Origin of the sequence: Kitasatospora sp. NPDC051984, from assembly GCF_044593455.1 — a bacterium.
Classification (GTDB): Bacteria; Actinomycetota; Actinomycetes; order Streptomycetales; family Streptomycetaceae; genus Kitasatospora.
The window spans coordinates 276597-299268 of the sequence record NZ_JBIUCB010000003.1; the positions used below are offsets into that span (position 1 = coordinate 276597).

The 22672-nt window shown below is 70.6% G+C and carries 20 protein-coding genes and 3 tRNA genes; 15 read left to right on the forward strand and 8 right to left on the reverse strand.

Going from position 1 to position 22672, the window contains the following annotated elements; genetic code table 11:
* Positions 1 to 30 precede the first annotated feature (30 nt).
* The 7 genes from gyrA to ACIHEI_RS07855 all read left to right on the forward strand — a co-directional run bounded on the left by gyrA (position 31) and on the right by ACIHEI_RS07855 (position 7113).
* The gene (gene gyrA, locus ACIHEI_RS07825; RefSeq protein WP_396606021.1) at positions 31 to 2631 is read left to right on the forward strand and encodes a DNA gyrase subunit A; all 2601 of its coding nucleotides are present in this window, start codon (positions 31 to 33) and stop codon (positions 2629 to 2631) included.
* A gap of 143 nt (positions 2632 to 2774) precedes the next feature.
* Positions 2775 to 3464, forward strand: coding sequence for a DUF3566 domain-containing protein (locus ACIHEI_RS07830; RefSeq protein WP_396606022.1), 690 nt, complete (start codon positions 2775 to 2777; stop codon positions 3462 to 3464).
* Positions 3465 to 3685: 221 nt separating this feature from the next.
* Positions 3686 to 5059 (forward strand): class I SAM-dependent methyltransferase, encoded by a 1374-nt coding sequence (locus ACIHEI_RS07835; protein ID WP_392952978.1) that lies wholly within the window; start codon positions 3686 to 3688, stop codon positions 5057 to 5059.
* Between the two features lie 16 nt (positions 5060 to 5075).
* Positions 5076 to 5149: transfer RNA gene (locus tag ACIHEI_RS07840), tRNA-Ile, on the forward strand.
* 283 nt (positions 5150 to 5432) lie between these two features.
* The gene (locus ACIHEI_RS07845) at positions 5433 to 6536 is read left to right on the forward strand and encodes a hypothetical protein (RefSeq protein ID WP_396606023.1); all 1104 of its coding nucleotides are present in this window, start codon (positions 5433 to 5435) and stop codon (positions 6534 to 6536) included.
* Between the two features lie 267 nt (positions 6537 to 6803).
* Entirely contained in the window at positions 6804 to 6932 is a 129-nt protein-coding gene (locus tag ACIHEI_RS07850; RefSeq protein ID WP_014137031.1) for a DLW-39 family protein, read from the forward strand.
* A 108-nt stretch (positions 6933 to 7040) separates the two neighbouring features.
* Positions 7041 to 7113: transfer RNA gene (locus tag ACIHEI_RS07855), tRNA-Ala, on the forward strand.
* A gap of 88 nt (positions 7114 to 7201) precedes the next feature.
* On the opposite strand, the gene ACIHEI_RS07860 is transcribed toward ACIHEI_RS07855, so the two are convergent.
* Positions 7202 to 8059 carry a DUF5324 family protein gene (locus tag ACIHEI_RS07860; protein ID WP_396606024.1) on the reverse strand — a complete coding sequence of 286 codons (858 nt, stop codon included), beginning with the start codon at positions 8057 to 8059 and terminating at the stop codon, positions 7202 to 7204.
* Positions 8060 to 8229: 170 nt separating this feature from the next.
* On the opposite strand from ACIHEI_RS07860, the gene ACIHEI_RS07865 reads away from it, so the two are divergent.
* Positions 8230 to 8757 carry a peptidylprolyl isomerase gene (locus ACIHEI_RS07865; protein WP_387860291.1) on the forward strand — a complete coding sequence of 176 codons (528 nt, stop codon included), beginning with the start codon at positions 8230 to 8232 and terminating at the stop codon, positions 8755 to 8757.
* Positions 8758 to 8888: 131 nt separating this feature from the next.
* Positions 8889 to 9791 carry a rhomboid family intramembrane serine protease gene (locus tag ACIHEI_RS07870; RefSeq protein ID WP_387860289.1) on the forward strand — a complete coding sequence of 301 codons (903 nt, stop codon included), beginning with the start codon at positions 8889 to 8891 and terminating at the stop codon, positions 9789 to 9791.
* 269 nt (positions 9792 to 10060) lie between these two features.
* Here ACIHEI_RS07870 and crgA read toward each other — a convergent pair whose 3' ends face one another.
* Complete coding sequence (gene crgA, locus ACIHEI_RS07875) at positions 10061 to 10315, reverse strand: cell division protein CrgA (RefSeq protein ID WP_387640071.1); 255 nt, start codon at positions 10313 to 10315, stop codon at positions 10061 to 10063.
* 249 nt (positions 10316 to 10564) lie between these two features.
* On the opposite strand from crgA, the gene ACIHEI_RS07880 reads away from it, so the two are divergent.
* From ACIHEI_RS07880 to ACIHEI_RS07900, 5 genes are all read left to right on the forward strand, one after another.
* Positions 10565 to 11242: a DUF881 domain-containing protein gene (locus tag ACIHEI_RS07880; RefSeq protein ID WP_396606025.1), complete on the forward strand. Its 678-nt coding sequence runs from the start codon at positions 10565 to 10567 to the stop codon at positions 11240 to 11242.
* Between the two features lie 89 nt (positions 11243 to 11331).
* Complete coding sequence (locus ACIHEI_RS07885) at positions 11332 to 11502, forward strand: hypothetical protein (RefSeq protein ID WP_387640076.1); 171 nt, start codon at positions 11332 to 11334, stop codon at positions 11500 to 11502.
* 53 nt (positions 11503 to 11555) lie between these two features.
* Positions 11556 to 12218: an aminodeoxychorismate/anthranilate synthase component II gene (locus tag ACIHEI_RS07890; protein ID WP_387640078.1), complete on the forward strand. Its 663-nt coding sequence runs from the start codon at positions 11556 to 11558 to the stop codon at positions 12216 to 12218.
* Between the two features lie 4 nt (positions 12219 to 12222).
* Positions 12223 to 13167 (forward strand): class E sortase, encoded by a 945-nt coding sequence (locus tag ACIHEI_RS07895; RefSeq protein WP_387860286.1) that lies wholly within the window; start codon positions 12223 to 12225, stop codon positions 13165 to 13167.
* 57 nt (positions 13168 to 13224) lie between these two features.
* A complete protein-coding gene (locus ACIHEI_RS07900) occupies positions 13225 to 13920 on the forward strand; it encodes a class E sortase (RefSeq protein WP_392952994.1) in 696 nt (231 codons plus the stop codon).
* 68 nt (positions 13921 to 13988) lie between these two features.
* On the opposite strand, the gene pknB is transcribed toward ACIHEI_RS07900, so the two are convergent.
* The 6 genes from pknB to ACIHEI_RS07930 all read right to left on the reverse strand — a co-directional run bounded on the left by pknB (position 13989) and on the right by ACIHEI_RS07930 (position 22234).
* Complete coding sequence (gene pknB, locus ACIHEI_RS07905) at positions 13989 to 15998, reverse strand: Stk1 family PASTA domain-containing Ser/Thr kinase (RefSeq protein WP_396606026.1); 2010 nt, start codon at positions 15996 to 15998, stop codon at positions 13989 to 13991.
* A gap of 293 nt (positions 15999 to 16291) precedes the next feature.
* Complete coding sequence (locus ACIHEI_RS07910) at positions 16292 to 17746, reverse strand: peptidoglycan D,D-transpeptidase FtsI family protein (protein ID WP_396606027.1); 1455 nt, start codon at positions 17744 to 17746, stop codon at positions 16292 to 16294.
* Positions 17743 to 19236, reverse strand: a complete 1494-nt coding sequence (locus ACIHEI_RS07915) for an FtsW/RodA/SpoVE family cell cycle protein (protein ID WP_396606028.1) — start codon at positions 19234 to 19236, stop codon at positions 17743 to 17745. The genes ACIHEI_RS07910 and ACIHEI_RS07915 overlap by 4 nt, the downstream gene beginning before the upstream one ends.
* A gap of 31 nt (positions 19237 to 19267) precedes the next feature.
* Complete coding sequence (locus tag ACIHEI_RS07920; RefSeq protein WP_392953004.1) at positions 19268 to 20785, reverse strand: protein phosphatase 2C domain-containing protein; 1518 nt, start codon at positions 20783 to 20785, stop codon at positions 19268 to 19270.
* A 45-nt stretch (positions 20786 to 20830) separates the two neighbouring features.
* Positions 20831 to 21355 (reverse strand): FHA domain-containing protein, encoded by a 525-nt coding sequence (locus tag ACIHEI_RS07925; protein ID WP_396606029.1) that lies wholly within the window; start codon positions 21353 to 21355, stop codon positions 20831 to 20833.
* 12 nt (positions 21356 to 21367) lie between these two features.
* The gene (locus ACIHEI_RS07930; protein ID WP_387640101.1) at positions 21368 to 22234 is read right to left on the reverse strand and encodes an FhaA domain-containing protein; all 867 of its coding nucleotides are present in this window, start codon (positions 22232 to 22234) and stop codon (positions 21368 to 21370) included.
* A gap of 349 nt (positions 22235 to 22583) precedes the next feature.
* On the opposite strand from ACIHEI_RS07930, the gene ACIHEI_RS07935 reads away from it, so the two are divergent.
* Positions 22584 to 22667: transfer RNA gene (locus ACIHEI_RS07935), tRNA-Leu, on the forward strand.
* Positions 22668 to 22672: the final 5 nt, after the last annotated feature.

Below are 22672 nucleotides of genomic sequence, written 5' to 3' on the forward strand. Positions count from 1 at the left end.
CAAGGATCGTTGAAAGGAAACTGACCACCAGTGGTCGACGACAACCGTCCGGACGGCGGCGAGCAGCCCGAGGACAGCACCACCCTTGCCCAGAGCGGACACCGGGTCGAGCTCATCGAGCTCGAGACCGAGATGCAGCGCTCCTACCTCGACTACGCGATGAGCGTCATCGTGTCGCGCGCCCTGCCCGAGGTCCGCGACGGCCTCAAGCCGGTGCACCGCCGCGTGCTCTACGCGATGTACGACGGCGGCTACCGGCCCGAGAAGGGCTACTACAAGTGCGCCCGCGTGGTCGGCGACGTGATGGGTAACTACCACCCGCACGGCGACACCTCGATCTACGACACCCTGGTCCGCCTCGCGCAGACCTGGTCGATGCGGATGCCGCTGGTCGACGGCAACGGCAACTTCGGCTCCCCGGGCAACGACCCGGCCGCGGCGATGCGCTACACCGAGTGCAAGATGATGCCGCTGGCGATGGAGATGATGCGCGACATCGACGAGGAGACCGTCGATTTCGCCGCCAACTACGACGGCCGCCAGCAGGAACCCACCGTCCTGCCCGCGCGCATCCCCAACCTGCTGGTCAACGGCGCCACCGGCATCGCGGTCGGCATGGCCACCAACATCCCGCCGCACAACCTGCGCGAGGTCGCCTCCGGCGCGCTCTGGGCGCTGGAGCACCCCGAGGCCTCCAACGAGGAGCTGCTGGAAGCCCTGATCGAGCGGATCAAGGCCCCCGACTTCCCGACCGGCGCGCTGATCGTCGGCCGCCGCGGCATCGAGGACGCCTACCGCACCGGCCGCGGCTCGATCACCATGCGCGCGGTGGTCGAGGTCGAGGAGATCCAGGGCCGCCAGTGCCTGGTGATCACCGAGCTGCCGTTCCAGGTCAACCCGGACAACCTCGCCCTGAAGATCGCCGACCTGGTCAAGGACGGCCGGATCGCCGGCATCGCCGACGTCCGCGACGAGTCCTCCTCGCGCACCGGCCAGCGCCTGGTCATCGTGCTCAAGCGGGACGCGGTCGCCAAGGTCGTGCTCAACAACCTGTACAAGCACACCGACCTGCAGACCAACTTCGGCGCCAACATGCTGGCCCTGGTCGACGGCGTGCCGCGCACCCTCTCGCTGGACGCCTTCATCCGGCACTGGGTCGCCCACCAGATCGAGGTCATCGTCCGCCGGACCACCTTCCGGCTGCGCAAGGCCGAGGAGCGCGCCCACATCCTGCGCGCGCTGCTCAAGGCACTCGACCAGATCGACGCGGTGATCGCGCTGATCCGCGCCTCGGAGAGCGCCGACGCCGCCCGCACCGGCCTGATGCAGCTGCTGGAGATCGACGAACTCCAGGCCAACGCCATCCTCGAGATGCAGCTGCGCCGCCTGGCCGCCCTGGAGAGCGCCCGCATCCTCAGCGAGCACGACGAGCTCCAGGCCAAGATCAACGAGTACAACGCGATCCTCGCCTCGCCCGCCCGGCAGCGCGAGATCGTCTCCGAGGAGCTCACCGCGATCGTCGAGAAGTACGGCGACGAGCGGCGCTCCACCCTGATCCCCTCCGACGGTGACCTCTCGATCGAGGACCTCATCGCCGAAGAGGACATCGTGGTCACCATCACCCGCGGCGGCTACGTCAAGCGCACCCGCTCCGACCTTTACCGCTCGCAGAAGCGCGGCGGCAAGGGCGTGCGCGGCGCGCAGCTGAAGCAGGACGACATCGTCGACCACTTCTTCGTCACCACCACGCACAACTGGATCCTGTTCTTCACCAACAAGGGCCGGGTCTACCGCGCCAAGGGCTACGAGCTGCCCGACGCCGGGCGCGACGCCCGCGGCCAGCACGTCGCCAACCTGCTGGCCTTCCAGCCGGAGGAGCACATCACCCAGGTGATGGCGGTGCGTACCTACGAGGACAAGCCGTACCTGGTGCTCGCCACCCGCGGCGGACTGGTCAAGAAGTCCCCGCTCAAGGACTACGACTCCCCGCGCTCCGGCGGCCTGATCGCGATCAACCTGCGCCAGGACGAGGAGGGCCGGGACGACGAGCTGATCGGCGCCGAGCTGGTCTCCGCGGACGACGACCTGCTGCTGATCTCCAAGAAGGCCCAGTCGATCCGCTTCAAGGCCACCGACGAGGCACTGCGCCCGATGAGCCGGGCCACCTCCGGCGTCAAGGGCATGTCGTTCCGCGAGGACGACGAACTGCTCTCGATGAACGTGGTCCGCCCGGGGACGTACGTCTTCACCGCCACCGACGGCGGTTACGCCAAGCGGACGTCGGTCGACGAGTACCGTGTCCAGGGTCGCGGCGGATTCGGTATCAAGGCTGCGAAGATCGTCGAAGGCCGGGGCTCGCTGGTCGGCGCCCTGGTGGTCGAGGAGACCGACGAAATCATGGCCATCACGCTCTCCGGAGGAGTGATCCGGACCAGGGTTTCCGAGGTTCGTGAAACCGGACGTGACACCATGGGCGTCCAACTGATCAACCTCGGAAAGCGCGACGCGGTGGTGGGCATGGCCCGCAACGCGGAAGCCGACGAGGAGGAGGGCGCGGAGCTCGACGCCGAGGCGACCGAGACCGCGACCGCCACCGAGCACGAGGCGGACGGCACGCCCGACCAGGGCTGACGCACGACCGCGACCGTGGTGCCCGTCCCGCTTCCGGCGGGGCGGGCATCGCGGGTTGACCGCAGGCCAACCGGGCAGGCGGAGCGAGCACAACACGGACCAGGCGGTTCGATCGGCCTGGCGGACGGTTCGGGAGGACCACGGTGAGCGGAGCCACGGGTGCTGGAGGTGCCACGGGCGGTCTGTCGGGCGGACCGGGCGGGACACCGTACGGTGCGCCGCAGCGCCCCGAGAACCCCGCCACGTCCACCTCGGTGATGCCCCAGGCCGGCCAGCCCGGCTACAGCGGCCAGAACCCGCCGGCCCCCAGCGGCCCGCCCGGCTTCTCCCAGCCCACCACGTACGCCAAGGGCCAGAACACGCCGGCGCGCGGCACCCGCACCGGCGGCCCGGGCCCGCAGGGCGGCGCCCCCGGCGCCCCGCGCCCCGCACAGGGCACCGGTGGCGGCGGCGGCACCGGCCGGGTCCGCAAGGCCCGGCTGCGGATCACCAAGGCCGACCCGTGGTCGGTCATGAAGGTCAGCTTCGTGCTCTCGCTGGCCGTCGGCATCATCGTCATCGTCGCCTCCGCGGTGCTCTGGATGACCCTGGACGGCCTCGGCGTCTTCGACTCCCTGACCAGCACCCTCAAGGACGTCACCGGCACCGACAGCTCCGGCGCGTTCAACCTGATGGACTACATCGGGTTCGGCAAGGTCATGATGTTCACCACCCTGATCGCGGTGGTCGACGTGGTCCTGATGACCGCGCTGTCCACTCTCGCCGCGTTCATCTACAACACCGCGGCCGGCTTCACCGGCGGCGTCGAACTCACCCTCGCCGAAGAGGACTGACCCGGCGTCAGATCACGGAATTCCCCGGGCCCCGAAGGCTGTTGAAGCCTTCGGGGCCCGTCGCCGTCTCCGGCGGCAATCGGGTGACCGGGCGGCGCGCCGGGATCGGCCGCACCGCAGCCGCGTGGACAAATGACATACACGAACGAGCACGGGGCCCACCGGCCGCGACAGCGGACACCGGGCGGCCCGGACGGGTACGGCCGGTCGAGAGGTCCGTGATGGCGGAGAACGCACAGCAACTGGTCCGAGCACTCGAAGGCCTGATCGGCCGTCGGCTCCCACTGCGAGTACGCACCTGGGACGGCTCCCAGGCCGGCCCGCCGGGCGCCCCCACCATCGTCCTGCGCAACCGCCGCGCCCTGCGCCGCCTGATCTGCGCCCCCGGCGAGCTCGGCCTGGCCCGCGCCTACGTGGCCGGCGACCTCGAACTCGACCCCGGCACCGACCTCTACGAGGTGCTGGACGCCGTCGCCGCGTTCGCCGAGGACCCGGACATCCGCACCCTGCGGCTCGGCCCCCGCCACTTCCTCGGCGCCCCCGGCCGCCGCCTGCTCGCCGCCGCCCTGCGCCTCGGCGCGCTCGGCCCGGTGCCCGCGCCCCCGCCCGAGGAGGTCCGGAGCCGCCGCGGCAGCCTGCACAGCCGCCGCCGCGACCGCGCCGCGATCAGCCACCACTACGACGTCGGCAACGACTTCTACGGGCTCGTGCTGGGCCCCACCATGGTCTACTCGTGCGCCTACTGGACCCCCGACTCCAAGAGCCTGGAGGACGCCCAGGAGGCCAAGCTCGACCTGATCTGCCGCAAGCTCGGCCTGCGCCCCGGCATGCGCCTGCTGGACGTCGGCTGCGGCTGGGGCTCCCTGGTGCTGCACGCGGCCCGCCACTACGGCGTCCAGGCGGTCGGAGTGTCCATCTCCACCGAACAGGTCGCGCTGGCCCGTCAGCGGGTCGCCGAGGCCGGTCTGGCCGACCGGATCGAGATCCGGCTCCAGGACTACCGGGAGATTCCCGACGGGCCCTTCGACGCCATCTCCAGCGTCGGCATGGCCGAACACGTCGGCTCGGCCCAATACCTGGTCTACGCCCGCCACCTGTACGACCTGCTCGCCCCGGGCGGCCGCCTGCTCAACCACCAGATCGCCCGCCGCCCGCTGGACCCGGGCGAGAAGTACCGGCTCTCCCCCTTCATCGACCGCTACGTCTTCCCCGACGGCGAGCTCTCCCCCGTCGGCGCCACCGTCACCCGCCTGGAGGAAGCCGGCTTCGAGGTCCGCGACGTCGAGGCCCTCCGCGAGCACTACGGCCGCACCCTCCGCGAATGGGTCGCCAACCTGGAGTCCCACTGGCCCGACGCCGCCGCCCTCGCCGGCCGCGGCCGAGCGCGGGTCTGGCGTCTCTACATGTCCGCCTGCGCCCTCGCCTTCGAGCAGAACCGCATCGGCATCAACCAGGTCCTCGCCGTCCGCCCCACCCCCGCGGGCGCCTCCCGCCTCCCCGCCACCCGCGCCCAGTGGCTCGCCGAGGCCGCTGAGCAGCACCGTCCGACGGGGGCCGCGGATACGGATTTGGGAGATCAGCCATCGGTCCGCTAATCTTTGAGTGCGGCAAGGGCCTATAGCTCAGACGGTTAGAGCGCTTCCCTGATAAGGAAGAGGCCACAGGTTCAAGTCCTGTTAGGCCCACCGGCGCGAAGGCCCCGATCACCTGGTGATCGGGGCCTTCGACATTTTCCCCGTAACCTCCGACCTCGACGGCTCGTTGAGCCCGGTGCGCAGAGGCGAAACACAGGGTGAGCTGACTCGAAACTGATGTGAAGTCGGGGATAGCCGGGCGACAGACCCGGTCATTGGGTGACGTGGGACACAACGCGACCTCTGCTCCGGCCGGCGGATGACCGGCCCCGCCCGCCCCGGGCACCCGGGCGGTTCCCCCGTCACGTCTTCTTTCACCCTGTGAGGCATCCCCATGTCCATGGAAGCCGCCCTGCTCGAATCCAGGACGCTCCGAAGCGGCCTGTGCGAGCGCACCGAAGTCCTTGACGAGGTCAAGGCCCTCGTCCTGCTGGCCGACGGGCTGCACGTCACCACGCGGATGGTCGCCGACTACTTCGGGGTCAGTGAGCCCGCCATCTACAGCTTGCTCCGACGGCACCGCGAGGAGTTGGAGAGCAACGGATTCACCGTTCTCAGGCCTGTGGAAAACCCCGCTGACCAGACATTCAAAACGAATGGCTGGCAGGTCAGCGGCCCGCAGAGCCGTCAGCAGGAGGCGCAGGCGGGCGACCCGGCTGCGCAGCCTGTGGACAACCCGGGAAACCAGAAGTGCAAAGTGAACTTCTGGCAGGTCGGCGGCCCGCAGAGCGGTCAGCCGCACACGCAGGCGGGTGGCCTGCCTGCGCGGCCTGTGGACAACCCCGCGAGCCAGAGTGACAAGACGTCACTCTGGCAGGTCAGCGGCTCGGAAGGCCTCCACGGCCACCCCTCCGGCGCGGGCCACCGTCCCACCGTCAGGGGCGCCGCCCAGCGCCCCCAGGGCGGCGGAAACGGCGTCGCGCTGTACTCCCGGCGGGCCGTGCTGAACGTGGCGATGCTGCTGCGGGACAGCGAGGTCGCCCGGGCCGTCCGCAGCAGGCTGCTCGATCTGATCGAGGGTGCCGCCCGTCCGGCGGCGGGGCCGGCGGCGGTGTACGCATTCCCGGCCCGGCCGTGGAAGCGGTGGAGCGAGTTGCGGTGGGACGAGGAGGAGGCGGTGCGGCGGGATCCGGCCGTGGCGGCGTGGCGGCGGCGGATCGACGGGCTGGAGCCGTTCGAGGCGTGCCTGCCGGCCGTGCCGCCGGCGGGGGAGGAGCCGGAGGACCTGCCGGGTGTGGTCGCCGAGCTGGCCGAGGCGCTCGGGTCGGTGGACCGGCGGTTGGAGGCGCAGGGCGTGGTGATCTCCGCGATCAGTGTGCGGATCGCCCGGCAGGAGTCGCGGCTGGACGCCCACGGCGGCCGGCTGGACGCGCTGAGCGAGGACGTCCGGGCGATCCGGCGGGATGTCGCGCTGCTGCGCAGGCGTCGCCGCGGATAGTTGCCGGGGTGTTCGAAGGGCCCGTCGGCGGTGCGGAACCGACGGCGGGTCCGACTCGTCGGTATTCGGGGGAGGCGGTGGGCTCGCAGTCCGATGACCGTACTGGTAGGGAAGCGTCAAAGGCGCTTGCAGATCGGCCGGTTGACGGTGGCGGGGGCCGCTTCTGAACCGGTTACCGGTGTGTATCATCGGCCCCAGGGCGGTCTTCAGCCTGACCGCTGGTTCGTGCCCTTACATCCAAGTAAGCAAGAAGGACGAGGTCCCGCGGTGAAGAAGCTTCTCCTGGTCGCCCTGGTCGCCCTCGGCGGCTTCTTTGTCTACCGTCAGGTCCAGGCGGACCGCGCCGAGCAGGACCTGTGGACCGAGGCGACCGACCCGGTTCCGGCCGGCCGCTGAGCTGACGCACGAGTCTTCCTCGGACCGGCCTGCGGAGCACAGGCCGGGGCCGGTCCGAAACCCGCGTGGGGCGCTGCCCGGGAGCGGGTAGGCTAGTGCCCGTTGCTCGGGGCCTTAGCTCAGTTGGTAGAGCGCTGTCTTTGCATGGCAGATGTCAGGGGTTCGACTCCCCTAGGCTCCACTTCGAAACGACTCCGCCCGGCCGCAGTTCTGCGGTCGGGCGGAGTCGTTTCTGCTGTCGGGTCCGGGGGCGTCAGCACCGCCCCGGTTCAGTGCGGCTTGCGGGGGTCGTGCGGCTTGGGGCGGTCGTCCTCGGACGGGGTGCCGGCCGGTGGCTGGCCGGGCGTGGTTCCCGTTCCCTGCGCGTCCTCGGGGGTGTCGTGCGGGACGGAGCCGTTCATGGTGGCCCCACCGACCGGGGCGCCGGTGGCGCTGCCCGGCCGGGGCGTGGCGGGCGGCGCGGTGGCGGGCTCCGGGGGCTCGGTCAGCCATTCGGGGTTGTTCTGCTTGCGGTACCACTGCCAGGCGGCGACGCCGACACCGATCGCGACGGCGCCGGCCACCGCGAGGCCGGTCGCCCAGCCGTTGCAGCGCTTCTTCTTGGCGTTCTTGGCGGCCAGCTCGCTGATCTCGGCAGCGCTGACGTTGCCGTGCAGTGCGGTGATCGCGGCGGCGCTGCGGGCCTGCGCCTCCTGGGCGAGCGGGACGATGCTCTCCCGGGCGGCCTGGAAGGTCTCGGCGACCTTGGGGGCGACCGTCGTCCGGGCCTGGCAGGCGGCCTGGCCGGCCGACAGCTTGGCGGCGAGCGCGGCCTCCTGGGCCCGGTGGATGGCCCTCAGAGCGGCCTTCTGGGTGTCCGGGGGGAGGCTGAAGAAGGCCTGCTCCAGGTGCGGGGCGAGGTGCTTGACGTACTGCACCCGGGCGGCCTGCGCGGCCTGGCCGGCCCCGCTGCGGGCCTGTGCTCCGGCGGCCGCGGCCTTCGGGCCGAGCGCCTCCAGCTTGGGGCCGAGCACCTGCCTGGCCTCCTCGGCGTAGTGCAGATAGGCCTCCTTCGCGGAGGCGGCGTAGGGCGCGACGGCGTCCTTCGCCCGTCCGGCGGTCTCGCGCGCGGTGTCCGTACGGCTCACGGGCTTCTCCTTCTCGGCGGGTGTCCGGCGTTCTTGTCCGGTATGCACCTTTCCACCTGATAGGAGATCATGCATCCTGCTTCCTCGCCGAGCACCTTCGGCTGAGCCGTCTGCGGCGATCATGGGATGATTCCTCGGATAGTCAGCTAGAAAGACAGGAAGGTACTCCCGTGGCCGAGGAACTCACCGCCACCCTGAAGACCAACCGCGGCGACATCGTGGTCAAGCTCTTCCCGAACCACGCCCCGAAGACCGTGGCCAACTTCGTCGAGCTGGCGGAGGGCACCCGCGAGTGGAAGAACCCGGAGACCGGCGAGGTGGCCGCCAAGCCGCTGTACGACGGCACCGTCTTCCACCGCGTGATCGACGGCTTCATGATTCAGGGCGGCGACCCGCTGGGCAACGGCACCGGCGGCCCGGGCTACAAGTTCGCCGACGAGTTCCACCCGGAGCTGTCGTTCGACCGCCCGTACCTGCTGGCCATGGCCAACGCCGGCCCGGGCACCAACGGCTCGCAGTTCTTCATCACGGTGGCCCCGACCACCTGGCTGAACCGCAAGCACAGCATCTTCGGCGAGGTCGTCGACGCGGCCAGCCAGAAGGTCGTGGACGCGATCGGCACCACCGCCACCACCAAGCCCTACGACCGCCCGGTCCAGGACGTGGTGATCGAGTCGGTCGTCATCTCGCGCGGCTGATTCGGACCCCTGCCGCCCTGCGGGGCGGCCCCGCGCGTTCCGGCGCGCAGTAGCCTGGACGGTCCCGGTGGTGCCCCGTTTCGCACGGCGGCGGCGCCGGGACCGTTTTCGTTGATGGAGGGACTGCGCCGATGCTTCCGGAGGAGCCCGTGCGGCCGACGCCCGTGGACAGCCAGGAGTCCGGCCTGCCCCGGTGCCACCGGCACCCCGAGCGGGAGACCGGCGTGTCGTGCGCGCGCTGCGGACGTCCGATCTGTCCGGAGTGCATGGTGCCCGCCTCGGTGGGCTTCCAGTGCCCGGACTGCGTGCACGGCGCGGCCGAGCGGCAGCCCCGGCAGCGGACGACGTTCGGCGGGGTGCTGGCGCTCGGCGACGGCGCGCTGGTCACCAAGGTGCTGATCGGCCTGAACCTGCTGGTGTTCCTGCTGACCGAGTACGTGGCCACGCAGTGGCAGGTCAAGCTGGGCCTGTTCAGCTGGGTGCCGCGGCCGGGGCTGGAGTTCGGCATGGCCGCCGGGCCGCAGGAGTGGTACCGGCTGGTGACGGCGATGTTCGTGCACGGCGGGCTGCTGCACATCGCGACCAACATGTTCTCGCTCTGGGTGCTCGGACCTCAGCTGGAGCGGGTGCTCGGCCGGGTGCGGTTCCTCGGCCTGTACCTGGTGGCGGGTATCGCGGGCAACGCGCTGTCGTTCCTGCTGGCGTCGGCGCACGGGCAGCTGTTCACGGTCGGCGCGTCGGGGGCGATCTTCGGACTGCTGGGCGCCACCGCGGTGCTGTTCAAGGTGAACCGGGTGCCGATGCAGCCGGTGATCGCGCTGCTGGTGGTGAACCTGGTGCTCACCTTCTCGCTGAGCAGCATGATCGACTGGCGGGCGCACGTCGGCGGTCTGGTGGCGGGCACCGTCATCGGCGCGGGCATGATGTACGCCCCACGGGCGCACCGGAATCTGGTGCAGGGGTTGACGACGGCCGCGGTGCTGGCCGCGAGCCTGGCCCTGGTGCTGATCGGAATGGCCCGTCTGCCGGGCTGACCGGGCCGGTCGGCGGTGCCGCAGTCTTTCCACAGGTGGGATGTGGTGGACGATTGGATTTCCCAGGTCTACGCGCGTTATCCTGCTGCGTTTCGGGTTATCCACAGGATCGGCGAAGTTTTCCCCAGTGTGGACAACCCTGTGGATAAACGTTCGGACGCTCCGTGACCGGCCGACGTCAGGGCATGCCGAACACCGCCTCGGCCCGGAGTCCGAAGCGGTGCGGGGCAGGCGTCAGGCCGAGAACCGCCCGGCGGGCGGCACCGGCCTCACTTCCACTGCGTGGAGACGGCGAAGCCCGCCGCGATGAAGCCGAAGCCGGCCAGGATGTTCCAGTTGCCCCAGCTGTGGATCGGCCAGGTACCGCTGGTCACGTAGTAGCTGACGATCCAGGCCAGGCCGATCAGGAACAGCACCAGCATCAGCGGCGCCACCCAGCTCCGGCCGGAACTGATCTTCACGGCGGTCGCGGAGGACGGCGGCGGCGTGTAATCGGCCTTCTTGCGGAGTCGAGACTTCGGCACGAGGGAGCTCTCCTGTCGATGCGCTGTGACCGCGCAGGTGGTCAGTGGGGGCGGGGTGGCACGTGTGGACCGGTCCGTACGGTCGCGGAGCTCCGCACATGCCACCGGCGTCCGTTAGCGTAGTGGCTCGCCGGGTCTGAGGGAGATAAGGGTACGGTGACTGATTCCACGATTTCTTCGCCGAGCCCGGTCGCGCGCCCGCGTCGGGGCCGAATTGTCGGACGTGCCCTGACCTGCACCGTCTTCGCGATGGCCGGGTTGCTGTTCTACGTGAGCGCACAGACCGCGCACGGAACCGATCTGCGCACCGACAACTCGCTGCTGGGGCTCAGCGACGTCATACAGCAGCGCTCCACCCAGAACCAGCAGCTCCAGGAGCAGGTCGCCGCCGACCAGGACCGGGCCGACGGGCTGGCCCGCGGGCAGGGGCAGAGCCCGGACGACGAGGCCCGGCTGACCGCCCTGCAGCAGGCCGCCGGGCTGGACGCGCTGCACGGGCCGGGGCTGACCGTCACGCTGGACGACGCCCCGCCGAACGCCACCGCCCGGATCCCCGGCGTCCCCGAGCCCGGGGTGAACGACCTGGTGATCCACCAGCAGGACATCCAGGCCGTGGTGAACGCGCTGTGGCGCGGCGGCGCCGAGGGCATCCAGGTGATGGACCAGCGGCTGGTCTCCACCAGCGCGGTGCGCTGCGTCGGCAACACCCTGCTGCTGCAGGGCCGGGTCTACTCCCCGCCGTACGTGATCCGCGCGGTCGGCAAGACCGATTCGCTGCGCGCCGCGGTGGACGCCGACCCGACGATCCGCAACTACCTGGGCTACGTGGCCGCCTACGGGCTGGGCTGGAAGGTCCAGGAGGCCAACGAGCTCAGCCTGCCAGGGTACGCCGGATCGATCGATCTGCGGGCCGCCTCCGCCCAGTAGGTCGCCACGTCGGCCCGTTGCGCCGATACCCGCCTGGGGCGGGCGGACGGGCGTCTACGCTTGTGCCGACCCGACCATCGAGGAGCACCATGTACGGCTGGATCTGGCGGCATCTTCCGGGCCCCGCGCCGGTTCGTGCGCTGATCGCGCTGCTGCTCGTCCTCGGGGTGGTCTACGTCCTGTTCCAGTTCGTGTTCCCGTGGGCCGAGCCGCTGCTCCCCTTCGGGAACGTGACGGTGGATCAGGGCGCCGGCGGCTGAACCGGCTCCCGGTTCGTCCGCCCTTCGACGCACGCACACCCCAGGAGTTAGCGATGACCTCCGCCGGCCACCCGCCCCGGATTCTCGTGGTCGACAACTACGACAGCTTCGTCTTCAACATCGTCCAGTACCTGTACCAGCTGGGTGCGGTCTGCGAGGTGGTCCGCAACGACCAGCTGACGGTGACTCAGGCCCGGCCCAGAAGCGGCGAGGAGGGCTACGACGGGGTGCTGCTCTCCCCCGGGCCCGGGACGCCGGAGGAGGCGGGGGTGTGCGTGGAGATGGTGCACCACTGCGCGCGGATCGGCCTGCCGCTGTTCGGGGTGTGCCTGGGCCTGCAGTCGATCGCGGTGGCGTACGGCGCCGTGGTCGGCCGGGCGCCGGAGCTGCTGCACGGCAAGACCTCCTCGGTGGTGCACGAGGACGGCGGGGTGTTCGAGGGCCTGCCCTCGCCGCTGACCGCCACCCGTTACCACTCGCTGGCGGTCGAGCCGGACACCGTGCCCGCCGACCTGGTGGTCACCTCGCGCACCGAGAGCGGCGTGATCATGGGCCTGCGGCACCGTGAACTGCTGGTCGAGGGCGTCCAGTTCCACCCCGAGTCGGTGCTCACCGAGGGCGGCCACCGGATGCTCGCCAACTGGCTGGCCGAGTGCGGGTTCCCGGAGGCGGTGGGCCGTTCGTCCGGCCTCGCCCCGGTGATCGGCCGGAGCTGATCCGGTGACCACCGTGCGCCCGGAGCGGGGCGTTCCCGAGGAGATGGACGAGCCGGACGGCTGGGGTGTCTACGAGCCGGCCCCGGAACAGACCCTGCAGCTGCGGCTGCCGCCCGACGAACCGGACCGGGGCGCGATATCCGGGCCGGACGTCCAGGACGGACAGCGGCGCGCCCAGGGGCCGGTGGGCCTGCGGGCGGGCACCGGCCGTCGGCGGGCGTCCGGGCGGGCCGCAGGGCCGCGTCCGAAGCGGCCCAAGGAACGCAAGCGGGTGGTCCTGGCCCGGATGGTGGGGGAGCTGTTCATCACCCTCGGTGTGGTGATGCTGCTGTTCGTCTCCTACCAGCTGTGGTGGACCAACGTGGTGGCCGACAACGCCGCCGACGAAGCGGGCAAGAAGCTGGAACAGCAGTGGGGGCAGCCGGCCGCCCCGCCGGCCGACGGCGCGCCGCCGGCGCCGGCCAAGTTCGAGCCCGGTAAGGGCTTCGCGATCATCCACATCCCGAAGCTGGACCTGAACTACCCGATCGCCGAGGGCACCAACAAGCAGCAGGTGCTCGACAAGGGCCTGGTCGGCCACTACACGGGCACCGCGATGCCCTCCGACCAGTCCGGCAACTTCTCGGTCGCCGCGCACCGCACCACGCACGGCCAGCCGTTCCGGGAGATCGGCAAGCTGGCCCCGGGCGACAAGATCGTGGTGGAGACGGCCACCTCCTACTACACGTACGAGGTCGCGGGCGGCATCCCGGAGACCCCGCCGAGCAACGTGACGGTGATTCAGCCGGTGCCCAAGGGATCACCTTTCACCGGACCGGGTCGTTATCTCACGATGACGACATGCACGCCGGAGTTCAGTGCCCGGGGAAGGCTCATCGTCTTTGGCAAGATGGTCGACGAACGGCCGAGGAGCCAGGGCCAGCCGGAGGCGCTGACCGGGCAACACTGAGCAGCGAGGCACGGCACCATGGGCACAGCCAATCTGGGCGGGCGACGGCGCGGACGGGTGGCTGCGGCCCTTGGCCTGATGGGGGAGATGCTGATCACCCTGGGGCTGGTGATGGCGCTGTTCGTCGGGTACTCGCTGTGGTGGACGGACGTGGTGGCCGCCCGGGCCGCCAGCCGGCAGGGGGACAAGCTGCGGCAGAGCTGGAGCGCCCCGGCGGTCACCGCGCCCGGGTCCGCCGCCCCGGCCCCCGCGCCGGAGTACGAGGCGGGTGACGGCGTGGGCTTCCTGCACGTGCCGGCGTTCGAGAAGGACGACCGGACCACGCTGATCCGGATGGGCACCAACACGGACGTGCTCAACGAGGGCGTGGCCGGGGTCTACGAGGAGCCGTACCGGTCGGCGATGCCGTGGGACGCCGAGGGCAACTTCACGATGGCGGCGCACCGGGACGGGCACGGCGCGAAGTTCCACGACCTGGACCGGCTCGCCGACGGCGATCCGGTGGTGGTGGAGACCCGGGACGACTGGTACGTGTACAAGGTCGCCGGGACGCTGCAACAGACGTCCAAGTACAACGTGGGCGTGGTCGCGCCCGTCCCCGAAGGCTCGCCGTTCACCGGCCCGGGCCGGTACCTCACGCTCACCACCTGCACGCCGGTGTACACCTCGCGCTACCGGATGGCGGTGTGGGCGAAGCTGGTCCGGGTGGACCCGATGGACGCCCGCCGCACCCCACCGCCCGAGCTCCGCTGACGCGCCGTCAACACGAAGGGGCCGCACCGTCCGAGGACGGTGCGGCCCCTTTCAGCGTGCGGTGCAGGTCAGGGCGTGCCCGGCTTGTCCGCCAGCTTGAGGTACAGCATCACGACGTCGTCCGGGGTGATCTGCGTCCCGGCGGACGGGGTGAAGTTGATGACGATGGCCTGCGGGTCCTGCGGGCCCACCGGCTGGTACTTCGTGATCCCGGCCGCGGCCAGCGCCTTGATCGCGTCGGAGAGCTTGAGGTTCTGCAGCGGCGGCACGGTCAGCTTGTCGGCCAGCTTGCCGACCGTGATGGTGACCTTGGTGCCCTTGGCGACCTGGCCGCTCTTCGGGTCCTGGCTGATGACCTGGCCGACCTTGGCCTGCTCGGTGGGGCCGACGACCTTGGTGACCACGTTCGCCGACAGGCTGAGGTCGGCGAGCGCCTGGGTCGCGTTGTCCTGGGACTGCCCGACCAGGTTCGGCACGGTGACCTTCTGCTGGCCGGAGGAGACCACCAGGGTGATGGTGGTTCCGGTCGCGGCCTTGCCGGACACCGACTGCGAGACGACCTTGTCCTGCTCGACCTTGTCGTCGGTGCTGTAGTTGACGGTGACCGTGAAACCCTTGCCGGTCAGCGCGGCGTTGGCGGCGTCCTTGGTCTGGCCGACGACGTCGGGGACGTCGACCTGCGCCGGGCCGGAGGACAGGTGCACCGTGATCTTGCCGTTGGTGGCGATCTCGGTGCCCGAGGCCTGCTCCTGGGTGCAGACCTGGTCCTTCTGGATCTTGGTGTCGGGGCAGGCGATCGCGTCGCCCGCGACCACGGTGAGCGAACTGTTCTGCGCCTTCGCCGCGGCCTCCGCGTCGGACAGCGTCTTGCCGACCAGGTTCGGGACGGTGGTCTTGGCGTTCGTTCCGCCGGTCTTCACCAGCGACTGCACCACGAAGAACGCGCCGACCAGGACCAGCACCGCCGCGACGGCGAGGATGATCCAGGAGGTGTTGCTCTTCTTCGGCTGCTCCTCGCGCCGCCGGCTGCTGCGGCCCTCGTAGCCGTCGTCGTTGCCGTCCTGGTAGCCGCCGTACTGCGCGGGCTGCTGGTGGCCGACCGGCGGCAGCATGGTGGTGGGGCCGCCCTGCTGGGGCAGCATGTTGGTCTGGCCGTACGGGTCGTACTGCCCGCCCTGGTCGTATCCGTAGCCGCCTGCGCCGGTGCCGTAGGCGGCCTGCTGGGCGGCGGCGACCGGGAGGCCGTCGAGGAAGCGCTCGATGTCGTCGCGCATCTCGTCGGCGGACTGGTAGCGGTAGTCGCGCTCCTTGGCGAGCGCCTTCAGCACGATCGCGTCGATCTCCGGGCGCACCTCGGGGTCGTACGCGGACGGCGGGGCGGGCTCCTCGCGGACGTGCTGGTAGGCCACCGCGACGGGGGAGTCGCCGACGAACGGCGGGCGAACCGTGAGCAGTTCGTAGAGCAGGCAGCCGGTCGAGTACAGGTCGGAGCGGGCGTCGACGGTCTCGCCCTTGGCCTGCTCGGGGGAGAGGTACTGGGCGGTGCCGATGACCGCGGAGGTCTGGGTCATCGTCATGCCGGCGTCACCCATCGCGCGGGCGATGCCGAAGTCCATCACCTTGACGTTGCCCTGCCGGGTCAGCATGACGTTGGCGGGCTTGATGTCGCGGTGCACGATGCCGGCGCGGTGCGAGTACGCGAGCGCCTGCAGGATGCCGATGGTCATCTCCAGCGCGCGCTCGGGCAGCAGTCGCCGCCCGGTGTGCAGCAGCTCGCGCAGGGTGGAGCCCTCGACGTACTCCATGACGATGTACGGGATGGAGATCCCGTCGATGTAGTCCTCGCCGGTGTCGTAGACGGCCACGATGGCGGGGTGGTTGAGCGAGGCGGCGGACTGTGCCTCGCGGCGGAAGCGGGCCTGGAACGAGGGGTCGCGGGCCATGTCGGTGCGGAGGGTCTTCACTGCGACCTGGCGGCCGAGCCGGGTGTCGTGGGCGAGGTACACCTCGGCCATGCCACCGCGTCCGAGGACGCCGCCGAGCTCGTACCTGCCGCCTAGGCGACGAGGCTCTTCCATATCTCCGACCCTCTCCCCCACCGGTCGGTGAGGATATGACGTAGTGTCCCCGCACGCTCTGTCTTGACGCGGCCGCCGCCGCGGTGGTTTCACGGTGCCGGCGTCCGCAGTCGATCGCCGCGGACTGGCTGCGGGTACACCCGCTGCTGGCGGATACGCTACCGGGCGAACCTGACCGGCCCCGTACAGGCGGCCACCTGAGACCAGACCGGTATCGACCAGGACCGTCCCATTGTGACAATTCCGGCCACCGATCGAGGATCGATGGCCGGAATGTGACGGATACGACCGACCTACTTGCCGAGTGCCGCCTGCATCATCGACTTGGCGATCGGCGCGGCCAGTGAGCCGCCGGAGATCTGCTGCGCCTCGCTGGAGCCGTCCTCGACCACCACGGCGACGGCGACCTGCTTGCCGTCCTGGCCCTTGGCGTAGGAGACGAACCAGGCGAACGGCAGGCCGGAGTTGTCCTGGCCGTGCTGGGCGGTGCCGGTCTTGCCGCCGACCGTCACGCCCGGGATCTTCGCGTTCTTGCCGGTGCCGTTCTGCACCACCGACTCCATCAGCTGCTGGAGCTTCTGCGCGGTGGCCGGCGAGACCGCCTGCGACATCTGGCGCTCGGTGTGGGTGGAGATCACGTTCCCGGCCGAGCCCTCCTGGGCGACCAGGTAGGGCTCCATCAGCGAGCCGTTGTTGGCGATCGCCGCCGCCACCATGGCCATCTGCAGCGGGGTGGCCCGGGTGTCGTGCTGGCCGATCGCGTCCATCGCGGTGCCGTCGGGCTTGGAGCCGGACGGGAAGTGGCTGGCGTCGGCCCGGACCGGGATGGTCACCTCTTTGTTGAAGCCGAACTTCTCGGCCTGCGCCCGCAGCTTGTCGCCGCCCAGCTCGGCGCCCATCTTGCCGAACACGGTGTTGCAGGAGATGTCCATCGCGTCCTGCACGGAGACGTTCGCGCAGACCTCGCTCGGGCTGGCGTTGATCAGCGCGGTGTTGGTGCCGGGCAGGATGTACTTGTCCGGGGTGTCGGTGAGGTCCGTCGGCTTCTGGTACTTGCCGGTCTCGAACGCGGTCGCCGCGGTGATCAGCTTGAAGGTCGAGCCGGGCGGGTAGGTCTCGCGCAGCGCCCGGTTCAGCAGTGGCTTGTTCGGGTCGTTGTTGAGCGCCGTCCAGGCGTCGGCGTCCTGCTGGGTGCCGCCCGCGAAGGTGCCCGGGTCGTACGACGGGGTGGAGACCAGCCCGAGGATCGCCCCGGTCTTCGGGTCGATGGCGACCGCGGCGCCCTTCTTGTTGCCGAGCCCCTCGAAGCCCGCCTTCTGCACCTTGGGGTCGATGGTGGTGACCACGTCGCCGCCCTGCTTGGGCTTGCCGGTCAGCATGTCCAGGGTGTTGCGGAAGAACAGCCGGGAGTCGGTGCCGGAGAGGATGCCGTCCTCCAGCTTCTCCAGCTGGCTGGCGTCGTACGTCTGCGAGGAGTAGCCGGTGACCGGCGCGTACATCGGTCCGTCGTTCCAGGAGCGCTTGTACTTGTAGCGCAGGCCGTTGACGAAGTCGGACTTGGTGACGGCCTGACCGCCGACGATGATGTTGCCGCGCGGGTAGGCGTACTTGTCGTACTTGGTGCGGTCGTTGTGCGGGTTGCTGGCCCACGCCGACGCCTGCACGCCCTGCACCCAGTTCACCCGGAGCATCAGGGCGAGGATCAGGACCAGGCAGAAGATCGACACCCGGCGGATCGGCTTGTTCACGAGGTCGCTCCCCTGCTCTCGTCCGGTGTGCCCGGGCCGGCGGTCCCGAGCCGCTCCGGTCCGGCCGGTTCCGGGATGGCGGCGGCCGGTTCGACGGCCGGCCGGCGGGCGGTGTCGCTGATCTTCAGCAGGATGGCGATCAGGGCCCAGTTCGCCACCACGGAGGATCCGCCCTGGGCGAGGAACGGCATGGTCATACCGGTCAGCGGGATCAGACCGGTGACGCCGCCGGCGACCACGAACACCTGCAGCGCGAACGCCGAGCTCAGGCCGACCGCCAGCAGCTTGCCGAACGGGTCGCGGGCCGCCAGCGCGGTGCGCAGGCCGCGCTGCACCACCAGACCGTAGATCATGAACAGCGCCATCAGGCCGGTCAGGCCCAGTTCCTCGCCGAACGAGCCGAGGATGAAGTCGCTCTTCGCCGCGAACTGGATCAGCCAGCTGCGGCCCTGCCCCAGCCCGGTGCCGACGATGCCGCCCGAGCCGAGCGACATCAGGGTCTGCCCGATCTGCTCGGAGGAATGCTCGGGCGGCTTCGGTGCGAACGCCGCCATCGGGTCGAGCCAGGCGTTGATGCGGGTCTTCACGTGCGACTCGGTGGAGGCCACCAGGGCCGCGCCGCCGAGCGACATGGTCAGACCGAAGACGATCCAGCTGGTCCGCTCGGTGGCGACGTACAGCATCACCACGAACAGGCCGAAGAACAGGAAGGAGCTGCCCAGGTCGGTCTCGAACACCAGGATCAGGATCGACAGCAGCCAGACCACCACGATCGGGCCGAGGTCGCGCCCGCGCGGCAGGTACAGTCCCATGAACTTGCGGCTGGCCAGCGCCAGGGCGTCCTTCTTGACCATCAGGAAGCCGGCGAAGAACACCGTCAGGATGATCTTGGCGAACTCGCCAGGCTGGATCGAGAACGAGCCGATGCGGATCCAGATCTTCGCGCCGAAGTCCTCCTGCCGGGACGGGAAGAAGGCCGGCGCGGCCAGTAGCACCAGCGCCACCACCATCGAGATGTAGGTGTAGCGCTGCAGGATCCGGTGGTCCTTCAGCAGGATCACCACGCCGATGAACATCGCCACGCCGAGCGCGGACCACATCAGCTGGTTCCCGGCCGCCGGGAAGTTGTTGCGCAGCAGCTTGCCGGCCTTGTCGAGCCGCCAGATCATCACCACGCCGAGCCCGTTCAGCAGCGTCGCCAGCGGCAGCAGCAGCGGGTCGGCGTACGGCGCGAACCGCCGCACCGCCAGGTGCGCGCCCAGCGCCAGTACGCCCATGCCGAGGCCGAACTTCAGCATGCCGACGGGCAGGCTGCCGTCCATCGCCAGGCCGACGTTGGCGTACGCCAGCATCGGGATCGCCAGGGCGAAGCCCAGCATCAGGAGTTCGGTGTTGCGCCGGTTCGGGGTGTCGCCTGCCGAGGACCGGCCGACGGCACGGCGCCGCCCGGTGCCGGGCGTGCTGCCGCTGCTCACGTCGAATGTGCTCATGCCTGTGAAAACCCCCGGGTTCGCCCGCGGCCTACTGCCCGGCGCAGGACACCGCGAGCTGCTGCTCCTGCTCGGTCAACGGCGGGGCGGACGGCGTGGCGTCCCCGGTGGACGGGGCGGCCTTGGACTCGGCGACCTTCTTGCAGACCTCGGCCTGCGTGCGCAACGTCTCGATCTGCTTCCGGGCGTCGTCGAGGCTGCCGGCCTGGATGTTCTTGGAGACCTGGTCGCGCTGGAACGCGGGCAGGTACTTCAGTTCGACGTCGTACTGCTGGTAGACCGAGCTGAGCTTCAGTCCGGCCAGGTTCTGGTCGAGGCCGCGGTAGACGGCGAGCCGACCGTTCTCGGCGCCGACGTAGTACTGGCTCTGGTTCCACCGCCAGGCGAAGAAACCGCCGCCGCCGAGCACCGCGAGCACCAGCACGCCGATCAGGGTGAACTTCAGGCCGCGCTTCTTCTTGCGCCGGCTCGGCGGGGCGTCGCCCTCGTACGGGTCGTGGCCGCCGTACTCGCCGCCGTCGCCGGACGGGAAGCCCGCCGGGTCGGCGTAGCCGCCGGGCTGGTCGTAGCCGCCCTGGTAGCCCTCGGCGGGGCCGAAATCGCCGGCCGGGGCGCCGTAGCCGGGCTGCTGGTCGTAGCCGCCGTGGTAGCCCTCGGCGGGCCCGAAGGCGCCCTGCGGGGGCTGCGGAGTGCGGCCGAGGCCGGCCGCGCGACCGGCGGGGGTGTCCAGCAGGTGCGGGTCGTGCATCGGGTGCGGCTGGGTGTCGGCGACCGCGCCGACCACCTCGGGGGCCTGGGTGACCTGGCCGCTGAGGGTGTCGGTGGCGCCGACGTCGATCACGTCGGCCACGATGCAGGTGATGTTGTCCGGGCCGCCGCCGCGCAGCGCCAGCTGGATCAGCTCCTGGACGGTCTGCTGCGGCGCGTAGTAGCTGCCGAGCGTCTCCTCCAGGGTCTGGTGGCTGACCGGGCCGGACAGGCCGTCGGAGCAGATCAGGTAGCGGTCACCGGCCCGGACCTCGCGGATCGACAGGTCGGGCTCGACCTGGCCGCGGCCGTCCAGGGCGCGCATCAGCAGCGAGCGCTGCGGGTGGGTCTCGGCCTCCTCGGCGGTGATCCGGCCCTCGTCGACCAGTCGCTGCACCCAGGTGTGGTCCTGGGTGATCTGGTCGAGCCGACCGTCCCGCAGCAGGTAGGCGCGGGAGTCGCCGATGTGCACCTGGCCCATCCGGTGGCCGTCCCACAGCAGCGCGGTCAGGGTGCAGCCCATGCCCTCCAGCTGCGGGTCCTGCTCGACCATCTGCCGCAGCCGGTCGTTGGCGGTCTGCACCGCGTCGCCCAGCAGGGTCAGCAGGTCGGCGCCGGGGTGTTCCTCGTCGAGACGGACGATCGACCCCAGCACCTCGGAGGAGGCGACCTCACCGGCCGCCGCCCCGCCCATGCCGTCGGCCACCGCGAGCAGCCGCGGCCCGGCATAGCCGGAGTCCTCGTTCCCCTCGCGGATCAGGCCCTTGTGCGAGCCGGCGGCGAAGCGCAGCACGAGACTCATGCTGTCCGGGCCCTCCTTCGGGTGGAGCTGGTCCTCATGCGCTGACTACTTCCGCAGCTCGATGACGGTCCTGCCGATTCGGATCGGCATCCCGATCTGGAGCGGCGTCGGCGTGGTCAGCCGCTGTCGGTCCAGATAGGTGCCGTTTGTGGAGCCTAGATCCTCGACGGTCCACTGCCCAGCCTGATCCGGGTAGATCCTGGCGTGACGGGAGGACGCGTAGTCGTCGTCCAGGACGATCGTGGAGTCGTGCGCCCGGCCGAGCGTGACGGTCTGGCCGTGCAGCGCGACGGTGGTGCCGGCCAGCGAGCCCTGGGTGACCACCAGGTGCGTGGGCTGGCCGCGGCGCTGCCGGGCCTGCTGCTGCTGGGCGGCGGCCGGCTGCCCCTGGGGCGGGCGGCCCGCACCGGGCGCGGCGGGGGTACTGGGCGTCGCGGCCCGGTGCCCGGAGCGCGCGGCGCCCTTGGTGGTGAACAGGTCGCTGCGGATCACCTGCACGGCGACGATGACGAACAGCCAGAGCACGGCGAGGAAGCCCAGCCGCATGACCGTCAGGGTCAGATCAGACATACCGGCCCGCTTCTACCCTTCGACCTGTCGGTAGACGATGGTGGTCGACCCCAGGACGATCCGGGAGCCGTCGCGGAGCGTAGCGCGCTGGGTGTGCTGTCCGTCCACCACGATGCCGTTGGTGGAGCCGAGGTCCATCACCATCGCGGGCGTTCCGGGGCGGATCTCCGCGTGCTTCCGGGACACTCCGGGGTCGTCGATCCTGATGTCGGCCTCGGTGGAGCGGCCCAGTACGACCGCGTTCTGGGTGATCTGGTGCCGGGCGCCGTTCACCTCGATCCAGCGCCGGGTGCCGGCGCCGCCGTGGCCCGCGCCGGGGAACGGCCGCACGTTGTTGCCGGGGGCCGGCGGGGCGGGCGGCATCGCGGGCGGGGCGGAGGGCGGCGGCGGAGCGCCGTACGGGGCGCCGGTGCCCTGCTGCCAGGGCGCGCCGGGAGCCGGCGGCGTCGGCGGGCGGCCGTAGCCGGGCGGGGCGGCGGGCGGCGCGGGCGGCCGCTGCGGCTCCTCGGCCGTCAGCGTGCGGCTGCGCACCCGGTACAGGCCGGTGTCCAGATCGTCGGCCTTCTCCAGGGCGACCTGGAGCGGGCCCATGAAGGTGTACCGCTGCGCCTCGGCGTACTCGCGGACCATGCCCGCCAGCTCGGTGCCGAGCTGGCCGGCGTAGGGGCTGAGCCGCTCGTGGTCGTGCGGGCTGAGTTCGACGATGAAGTCGTTCGGGACCACCGTGCGGTCCCGGTTCCAGATGCTGGCGTTGTTGTCGCACTCGCGCTGCAGGGCGCCGGCGATCTCCACCGGCTGGACCTCGGACTTGAACACCTTCGCGAAGGTGCCGTTCACGAGACCTTCGAGTCGCTGCTCGAACTTTTTCAGGACTCCCACGGGGCACCCCCTCTCAGGGCTCGGTCGGGCCGGCTCGTCGGCTGGAAAGCGGTACTTCCGTACTGATCGTATCCACGCCCGGCCCTTCCGTACGGTTCCCCGGCCAGGTCGCGCCCGGAGGGTACCCACTGGGGGCTCCGCTCACCCGTTCGGACCGGGTCGGGTTGCGGTCCGGTGGGAGCGGTGCGGGGGGCCCTCCGGAATGGATTCGCAGGTGGGGCTCGGAGCGTGCTAATGTTTTCCATGTCGGAAGGGGCGCCCGCAAGGGAGCCGAACGGAAGACCCGGAGAGATGCGCTAAGCTTCTCGAAGAGTCGAAAGAGCGACAAGCTCCCGAAGACAACACCCATGCGCGGGTGGCGGAATAGGCAGACGCGCTGGATTCAGGTTCCAGTGCCCGAAAGGGCGTGGGGGTTCAACTCCCCCCTCGCGCACAGCG